Origin of the sequence: Burkholderia sp. AU39826 (genome assembly GCF_020419965.1) — a bacterium.
Lineage (GTDB): Bacteria > Pseudomonadota > Gammaproteobacteria > Burkholderiales > Burkholderiaceae > Burkholderia > Burkholderia semiarida.
Genome location: NZ_JAIZQG010000045.1, coordinates 1 through 2,274 on the forward strand (window position 1 = coordinate 1; position 2,274 = coordinate 2,274).

The window sequence follows — 2,274 nt, forward strand, 5'->3', positions numbered from 1 at the left end:
AAGGGGTGACGGCGTACCTTTTGTATAATGGGTCAGCGACTTACGTTCAGTAGCAAGCTTAACCGTATAGGGCAGGCGTAGCGAAAGCGAGTCCGAATAGGGCGTTCAGTTGCTGGGCGTAGACCCGAAACCAGGTGATCTATCCATGGCCAGGATGAAGGTGCGGTAACACGTACTGGAGGTCCGAACCCACTAACGTTGAAAAGTTAGGGGATGAGCTGTGGATAGGGGTGAAAGGCTAAACAAACCTGGAAATAGCTGGTTCTCTCCGAAAACTATTTAGGTAGTGCCTCGTGTCTCACCTTCGGGGGTAGAGCACTGTCATGGTTGGGGGGTCTATTGCAGATTACCCCGCCATAGCAAACTCCGAATACCGAAGAGTGCAATCACGGGAGACAGACATCGGGTGCTAACGTCCGGTGTCAAGAGGGAAACAACCCAGACCGCCAGCTAAGGTCCCCAAATATAGCTAAGTGGGAAACGAAGTGGGAAGGCTAAAACAGTCAGGAGGTTGGCTTAGAAGCAGCCACCCTTTAAAGAAAGCGTAATAGCTCACTGATCGAGTCGTCCTGCGCGGAAGATGTAACGGGGCTAAGCTATATACCGAAGCTGCGGATGCGAGCTTGCTCGCATGGTAGGAGAGCGTTCCGTAAGCCTGCGAAGGTGCCTTGTAAAGGGTGCTGGAGGTATCGGAAGTGCGAATGCTGACATGAGTAGCGATAAAGGGGGTGAAAGGCCCCCTCGCCGTAAGCCCAAGGTTTCCTACGCAACGTTCATCGGCGTAGGGTGAGTCGGCCCCTAAGGCGAGGCAGAAATGCGTAGCTGATGGGAAGCAGGTCAATATTCCTGCACCATTGTTAGATGCGATGGGGGGACGGATCGCGGAAGGTTGTCCGGGTGTTGGAAGTCCCGGTCGCTGCATTGGAGAAGGCGCTTAGGCAAATCCGGGCGCGTAATTCAAGGGTGTGGCGCGAGCTCCTTCGGGAGCGAAGCAATTGGAAGTGGTTCCAAGAAAAGCCTCTAAGCTTCAGTCTAACGATGACCGTACCGCAAACCGACACAGGTGGGCGAGATGAGTATTCTAAGGCGCTTGAGAGAACTCGGGAGAAGGAACTCGGCAAATTGGTACCGTAACTTCGGGATAAGGTACGCCCTTGTAGCTTGACTGGCCTGCGCCAGGAGGGTGAAGGGGTTGCAATAAACTGGTGGCTGCGACTGTTTAATAAAAACACAGCACTCTGCAAACACGAAAGTGGACGTATAGGGTGTGACGCCTGCCCGGTGCCGGAAGATTAAATGATGGGGTGCAAGCTCTTGATTGAAGTCCCGGTAAACGGCGGCCGTAACTATAACGGTCCTAAGGTAGCGAAATTCCTTGTCGGGTAAGTTCCGACCTGCACGAATGGCGTAACGATGGCCACACTGTCTCCTCCCGAGACTCAGCGAAGTTGAAGTGTTTGTGATGATGCAATCTACCCGCGGCTAGACGGAAAGACCCCATGAACCTTTACTGTAGCTTTGCATTGGACTTTGAACCGATCTGTGTAGGATAGGTGGGAGGCTATGAAACCGGAACGCTAGTTTCGGTGGAGCCGTCCTTGAAATACCACCCTGGTTTGTTTGAGGTTCTAACCTTGGCCCGTGATCCGGGTCGGGGACAGTGCATGGTAGGCAGTTTGACTGGGGCGGTCTCCTCCCAAAGCGTAACGGAGGAGTACGAAGGTACGCTAGGTACGGTCGGAAATCGTGCTGATAGTGCAATGGCATAAGCGTGCTTAACTGCGAGACCGACAAGTCGAGCAGGTGCGAAAGCAGGTCATAGTGATCCGGTGGTTCTGTATGGAAGGGCCATCGCTCAACGGATAAAAGGTACTCTGGGGATAACAGGCTGATACCGCCCAAGAGTTCATATCGACGGCGGTGTTTGGCACCTCGATGTCGGCTCATCTCATCCTGGGGCTGTAGCCGGTCCCAAGGGTATGGCTGTTCGCCATTTAAAGAGGTACGTGAGCTGGGTTTAAAACGTCGTGAGACAGTTTGGTCCCTATCTGCCGTGGGCGTTGGATATTTGAAGGGGGCTGCTCCTAGTACGAGAGGACCGGAGTGGACGAACCTCTGGTGTACCGGTTGTCACGCCAGTGGCATCGCCGGGTAGCTATGTTCGGAAGAGATAACCGCTGAAAGCATCTAAGCGGGAAACTCGCCTTAAGATGAGATATCCCTGGAGGCTTGACCTCCTTGAAGGGTCGTTCGAGACCAGGACGTTGATAGGTC

1 rRNA gene is annotated in these 2,274 nt (G+C 53.6%); it reads left to right on the top strand.

The features are described from left to right. A 23S ribosomal RNA gene (locus tag LGM42_RS32900) occupies window positions 1-2,274 on the top strand; the annotation flags it as partial.